The 6,346-nt window shown below is 72.6% G+C and carries 5 protein-coding genes and 1 pseudogene; all 6 read left to right on the forward strand.

Features of this window, described 5'->3' with window-relative positions:
• Positions 1-55: 55 nt before the first annotated feature.
• The 6 genes and pseudogenes from AB8Z75_RS28615 to thrC all read left to right on the forward strand — a co-directional run bounded on the left by AB8Z75_RS28615 (position 56) and on the right by thrC (position 6,040).
• Positions 56-493: a PleD family two-component system response regulator gene (locus AB8Z75_RS28615; RefSeq protein WP_369206982.1), complete on the forward strand. Its 438-nt coding sequence runs from the start codon at positions 56-58 to the stop codon at positions 491-493.
• A 192-nt stretch (positions 494-685) separates the two neighbouring features.
• A pseudogene (locus AB8Z75_RS28620) lies at positions 686-1,024 on the forward strand (hypothetical protein); the annotation flags it as partial.
• Between the two features lie 288 nt (positions 1,025-1,312).
• Entirely contained in the window at positions 1,313-1,939 is a 627-nt protein-coding gene (locus AB8Z75_RS28625; protein WP_369206984.1) for a DALR anticodon-binding domain-containing protein, read from the forward strand.
• Between the two features lie 35 nt (positions 1,940-1,974).
• Entirely contained in the window at positions 1,975-3,366 is a 1,392-nt protein-coding gene (lysA, locus tag AB8Z75_RS28630) for a diaminopimelate decarboxylase (RefSeq protein ID WP_369206978.1), read from the forward strand.
• A gap of 153 nt (positions 3,367-3,519) precedes the next feature.
• Entirely contained in the window at positions 3,520-4,818 is a 1,299-nt protein-coding gene (locus AB8Z75_RS28635; protein ID WP_369206986.1) for a homoserine dehydrogenase, read from the forward strand.
• Positions 4,819-4,936: 118 nt separating this feature from the next.
• Positions 4,937-6,040, forward strand: a complete 1,104-nt coding sequence (thrC, locus tag AB8Z75_RS28640; RefSeq protein ID WP_369206980.1) for a threonine synthase — start codon at positions 4,937-4,939, stop codon at positions 6,038-6,040.
• Positions 6,041-6,346: the final 306 nt, after the last annotated feature.

The raw sequence follows: 6,346 nt of genomic DNA on the forward strand, positions 1-6,346 counted from the left end.
GGCAAAAGCCGGACGCGGGGGGAGGGGCGCGCCTAGGCTTCTGGGTGTGCCAGGTATGTCCGGCCGGGTGCTGGTTGTCGACGACAGCAGCGTCATCCGGCAGTTGATCAGGGTCAACCTCGAGCTGGAGGGCTTCGAGGTGGTGACCGCCGCTGACGGTGCCGAGTGCCTGGATGTGGTGCACCGTGTCCAGCCCGACGTGGTGACGCTCGATGCGGTGATGCCGCGTCTGGACGGTGTGCGTACGGCGGAGCGGTTGCGCGCCGATCCGCGGACGCGGCACCTGCCGCTCGCGCTCGTGAGCGCCTGCACCGAGTGGGAGAGCGAGGGCGTGGTCGGCGGGGAGAGAGGCGTGGACGTCTTTATGCCGAAGCCGTTCGAGCCTGTCGATCTGGTGCGGATGGTGCGCCGTCTGATGCACGGGAGGCCGGACCCCGCGGTGGGTGGCGAGGGTGGCGGTCGGGGAGCCGTGACCGAAGCCGTTGAGCCGTAGGCCTTGAGGGCGTTGGCGGTTCCGAACGGTCGATGTCTCACGGGCTGCTCGCCCACGGCAAGGGCTGCTCGCCCACGGCAAGGTTGCCCGTCCACGGCAAGGGTGCCCGCCCAGGGCATGGCGGGTCAGGTGTGCGCACCCCAAGGGCAAGCGCTCCGCAAGGTGCGCGGACGGTGAGCAGTACGCGGCTGTATGTGGTCGGCGTTGTCGCGTGCGGCTTGTGCGACGTCCCAGGGGGCGAAACCGGCTCGCGCGTACCCACCCCGCCTCCCATACGCTTGCTCTGTGACACCCGCCCAGCTCTCGCGCATCATCCGGCACGTGCTGTGCCGTGCGCTCCGTGATGACCTCGAGGGCGTGTGGAATCTTCGCGGCGTCGACGGTCCCGAGGACGTGCGGGATGTGCCCGTTGTCGTCGAGTCCCCGCCGCGGCGGGGAGGCGGGGACTACGCGACCGGGGTCGCTTTCCGCGCCGCCGCGCTCACCGGGCGTTCTCCGCGCGAGATCGCGGAGCTGGTGTGTGCGCGTCTGGTCGAGCCCGAGGCAGGTCGGGACGGGGCGTTCGCAGGGATGGCCTCCGGAGATGACCTGCTCGCAGGTGTGGCCTCCGGGCAGACAGCCCCTGGAGGGACTGGTGCCGCAGATCCGGTTGCCGACAGGCCGGTAGCCGTGGACCCCGCCGTCGAGAGGCCGGTTGCCGGGTCCCCAGCCGTCGAGAGGCCGGTTGCCGGGTCCCCCGCCGTCGAGAGGCCGGTTGCCGTGGACCCAACCGTCGACAGGCGGGGCGCTGCGGCCCCCGCCGTCGAGGGGCCCGTTGCCGTGGGGCCCGTTGCCGTGGGTTCCGTCGTCGAGAGGGCCATCGCCGACGCCCGTGTCGTCGGTGACGGGTTCATCAACGTCACGCTGACCCCGCAGGCCCGTGCGGCGCTCGTGCGCGGTCTCGCGGCGGGGAGGCCGGCGGGGGCGCCGGACCCCGTGGTGGAGCCCGGTGTCGTTCCGCTCGACGCGCCTGCCCGTGACATCTCCCGGTGGGCGGAGTGCACGGGGGAGTCTCCGGCGGCGCTGGCTGTGCGCACGGAGCGTTCGAGTTCGCTGTTCCGGGTGCAGTACGCCCACGCGCGCAGCTGCGCGCTGTTGCGGAACGGGAGGCGGCTCGGCGTGGAGCCGGTCGCCGAGGACGCGGATTGGCCGGAGCCGGCCGGCGCCAGGCTGCTGGCGTTGCTGGCCGACAGGGCGCGGATCACGGCGCCTGGACGGCTCGCCCGGCACCTGGATGCCGTGGCGGGGGCCTTCGCGGTGTTCCAGGAGACGGCTGAGCCGTTGCCGCGCGGTGAGGAGAAACCCGGGGCCGCCCACCGCGGCCGGCTGGCCCTCGCCGAGGCCACCGGAGCGGTGCTGGCAGGCGGCCTGTCCCAGCTCGGCGTCACCGCACCCGCACATCTTTGAGACTTGCGAAACAAGGGACACAGGGACTCCAGATCATGAGCCGTTCCGCACACCCCGCAGGACCCCGTCACGGCGACGTTCTCCCCGAGGGCCACTTCACGGCGCCTCCCGCCGACCTCAACGCGCTCGACCCCCGCGTGTGGGCGCAGTCCGTCGAGCGCGGCGGCGAGGGCGCCGTCGCTGTCGGCGGGCTGGACGTCCGCGCGCTCGCCGAGGAGTTCGGCACGCCGGCGTACGTGATGGACGAGGGAGACTTCCGTGCCCGCTGCCGCGCGTGGCGGGACGCCTTCGGGCCGGACGCCGACGTCTTCTACGCGGGCAAGGCCTTCCTCTCGCGCGCGGTCGTGCGCTGGCTGCACGAGGAGGGGCTGAACCTCGACGTGTGTTCGGGGGGCGAGCTGGCGACGGCGCTGGCCGCCGGGATGCCGCCGGAGCGCATCGCGCTGCACGGCAACAACAAGTCGACCGAGGAGATCGCCCGGGCCATCGAGGCCGGGGTGGGCCGGATCGTGCTGGACTCCTTCCAGGAGATCGCCCGTGTCGCGCACGTCGCCAGGGGGCTGGGGCGGCGGCAGCCGGTGCAGATCCGGGTGACGGTGGGTGTCGAGGCGCACACGCACGAGTTCATCGCGACGGCGCACGAGGACCAGAAGTTCGGTCTGGCGCTCGCGGGGGGACAGGCGGCCGAGGCGGTGCGCCGGGTACTGGGGCTGGAGAGCCTGGAGCTGACGGGTATCCACTCGCACATCGGCTCGCAGATCTTCGACATGGCGGGCTTCGAGGTGTCGGCCCGCCGCGTGGTGGGTCTGCTGACCGAGGTGCGGGACGAGCACGGTGTGGAGCTGCCGGAGATCGACCTGGGCGGCGGTCTGGGGATCGCGTACACGCCCGAGGACGATCCGCGGGAGCCGCACGAGATCGCCAAGGCGCTCGGGGACATCGTGACGCGCGAGTGCGAGGCGGCGGGGCTGGCGGTGCCGCGGCTGTCGGTGGAGCCGGGGCGGGCGATCGTGGGCCCGACGGCGTTCACGCTGTACGAGGTCGGCACCCTCAAGGAGCTGGAGGGGCTGCGGACGTACGTGAGCGTGGACGGCGGCATGTCGGACAACATCCGCACGGCGCTCTACGACGCCGAGTACACGGTGGCGCTGGTCTCCCGTTCCTCCGAGGCGGAGCCGATGCTCAGCCGGGTGGTCGGCAAGCACTGCGAGAGCGGTGACATCGTGGTGCGGGACGCGTTCCTGCCCGCCGACCTGGCGCCGGGTGATCTGCTGGCCGTGCCGGCCACGGGGGCGTACTGCCGGTCGATGGCCAGCAACTACAACCACGCGCTGCGTCCGCCGGTGGTCGCTGTGCGGGACGGGCAGGCGCGGGAGATCGTGCGGCGCGAGACGGAGGAGGATCTCCTGCGACTCGATGTCGGTTAGCGAGATATACGTCCCACATACTGGACCCGGCGTGGAATCTCCGGTCCGGTAAGTGAGACTTGAGCACCGACAGCTGTGCTCGGGAGAGACGGACGTCAGACGAGAAGTCAGACGGAAAACAGACGGAAGACAGACGGAAAAAGAGGTCGAATGATGCGTACGCGTCCGCTGAAGGTGGCGCTGCTGGGCTGTGGGGTCGTCGGCTCAGAGGTGGCACGCATCATGACGACGCACGCGGACGACCTCGCCCAGCGGATCGGCGCCCCCCTCGAACTGGCCGGGGTCGCCGTCCGCCGCCCCGACCGCGTCCGCGCGGGCATCGACCCGGACCTGGTCACCACCGACGCGGCGGCACTGGCGGCCCGCGAGGACATCGACGTCGCGGTCGAGGTCATCGGCGGCATCGAGCCGGCACGGTCCCTGATCACCTCGGCGTTCGAGCACGGTGCCAGCGTCGTGACGGCGAACAAGGCGCTGCTGGCCGAGGACGGTGCGACGCTCCACGAGTCCGCCGAGAAACACGGCGTCGACCTCTACTACGAGGCGGCCGTGGCCGCCGCCATCCCGCTGGTACGGCCGCTGCGCGAGTCCCTGGCCGGTGACGAGGTGGGCCGCGTCCTGGGCATCGTCAACGGCACCACCAACTTCATCCTCGACCGCATGGAGTCCACCGGCGCCGGCTACAGCGAGGCGCTGGACGAGGCGACCGCGCTCGGTTACGCGGAGGCCGACCCCACCGCCGACGTGGAGGGCTTCGACGCCGCCGCGAAGGCGGCCATCCTCGCGGGTATCGCCTTCCACACCCGGGTGCGCCTCGACGACGTGCACCGCGAGGGCCTTGCCGACGTGACGGCCGCCGACATCGCCTCCGCGAAGCGCATGGGCTGCACCGTCAAGCTGCTGGCCATCTGCGAGCGCGCGGCGGACGGCCGCTCGGTGACCGCGCGGGTGCACCCGGCGATGATCCCGCTCAGCCATCCGCTCGCCTCGGTGCGTGAGGCCTACAACGCGGTCTTCGTCGAGTCGGAGGCGGCCGGGCAGCTGATGTTCTACGGCCCCGGCGCCGGCGGCTCGCCCACCGCCTCGGCGGTGCTCGGCGACCTGGTGGCCGCCTGCCGCAACAAGCTCAGCGGCGGCAGGGGGCCCGGCGAGTCCGCGTACGCGCAGCTGCCGGTTTCCCCCATGGGCGAGGTGGTCACCCGTTACCACATCAGCCTGGACGTCGCCGACAAACCCGGCGTCCTCGCGCAGGTCGCAACCGTCTTCGCCGAGCACGGCGTCTCCATCGACACCGTGCGCCAGAAGGGGAAGGAAGGACCGCACGACGGGGCCTGGCTCGTCGTCGTCACCCACCGGGCCCAGGACGCGGCGCTCAGCGCCACCGTCGAGGCACTGCGCGGTCTCGACACGGTGCGCGGGGTGGCCAGCATCATGCGGGTCGAGGGCGAGTGAGCGTGCGCGAGACCCCCGCGTGCGGACGGTGGGCAGCGCGAACAGCCCGGCGCGGTGGGCAGCGCCGGACAAGGGTCAGTAAGGGAGCCAAGGAACAGTGACCGTCATGGAGCCTGAGATGTCTCAGATCCCCGAAGAGGCGTCCGCGCCCGCCCGTGGTGCGGGGCGCCCGCAGTGGCGCGGCATCATCGAGGAGTACCGGGACCGCCTCCCGGTCGCTCCCGACACCACTCCCGTCACGCTCCGCGAGGGCGGCACGCCGCTGGTGCCCGCGCGGGTGCTCTCCGAGCTGACCGGCTGCGACGTGCACCTGAAGGTGGAGGGCGCCAACCCCACCGGGTCCTTCAAGGACCGCGGGATGACGATGGCGATCACCCGCGCCAAGGAGGAGGGCGCCCAGGCCGTCATCTGCGCCTCCACGGGCAACACCTCCGCCTCGGCCGCCGCGTACGCGGTACGGGCCGGCATGGTCTGCGCCGTCCTGGTGCCGCAGGGCAAGATCGCGCTGGGCAAGATGGGCCAGGCGCTGGTGCACGGCGCCAAGATCCTCCAGGTGGACGGCAACTTCGACGACTGCCTGGAGCTGGCCCGCGGCCTGTCGGACAAGTACCCGGTCTCGCTGGTCAATTCGGTCAACCCGGTCCGGATCGAGGGGCAGAAGACCGCGGCGTTCGAGATCGTCGACATGCTCGGCGACGCACCCGACATCCACGTCCTGCCGGTGGGCAACGCGGGCAACATCACCGCCTACTGGAAGGGCTACCGCGAGTACCACGAGGACGGGCCCGCCACCCGTGCGCCGCGCATGTGGGGCTACCAGGCGTCCGGCGCGGCGCCGATCGTGCGGGGTGAGGCCGTCACGGAGCCGAGCACCATCGCCACCGCCATCCGGATCGGCAACCCGGCCTCCTGGACGCTGGCCGAGCAGGCGCGCGACGAGTCGGCCGGCTTCATCGACATGGTGACCGACCGTCAGATCCTGCGGGCCTACCGCCTGTTGGCCGCGCAGGAGGGCGTGTTCGTGGAGCCCGCCTCGGCCGCGTCGGTCGCCGGGCTGATCCAGGCCGCCGAGGAGGGCAAGGTCGAGGCGGGGCAGCGCATCGTCTGCACCGTCACCGGCAACGGCCTCAAGGATCCGGACTGGGCGGTGGCCGGTGCGCCGCAGCCCATCGTGGTCCCCGTCGACGCCGACGCGGCGGCCGAGCGCCTCGGCCTCGCCTGATCCTGCGGCTCGTCCGGTGCGGCCGGGCGCCCCGGCTCGCCCGGGGCACTCGCCCGGGGCACTCGCCCGGAGTGCGGCGGCCGTCCGCGGCGCTGGCCACGGGCCGTCCCGTGCGGTCGGACACGCCCACAGGGTGTCCGACCGCACGCGGCGGCAGGGGCCCGGAGGCCGCTCTCGGCGGAGCTCGGAGAACGTGTCCCCGGGAGACGCGGAAACGTCCGGACGGCGGCCCTGAGGGCCCGGCCACGCCCTCGCCGGGAGGTCCGCCCCCGGGCGGATGTCCGCCCCGGGCCACCCGCCCCGTCT

This window comes from Streptomyces sp. PU-14G (assembly GCF_041028275.1).
GTDB lineage: Bacteria > Actinomycetota > Actinomycetes > Streptomycetales > Streptomycetaceae > Streptomyces.

Coding starts and splice junctions, on each gene's coding strand:
- AB8Z75_RS28615 (WP_369206982.1), top strand. CDS start 56: ATGTCCGGCCGGGTGCTGGTTGTCGACGACAGCAGCGTCATCCGGCAG.
- lysA (WP_369206978.1), top strand. CDS start 1,975: ATGAGCCGTTCCGCACACCCCGCAGGACCCCGTCACGGCGACGTTCTC.
- AB8Z75_RS28635 (WP_369206986.1), top strand. CDS start 3,520: ATGCGTACGCGTCCGCTGAAGGTGGCGCTGCTGGGCTGTGGGGTCGTC.
- thrC (WP_369206980.1), top strand. CDS start 4,937: ATGTCTCAGATCCCCGAAGAGGCGTCCGCGCCCGCCCGTGGTGCGGGG.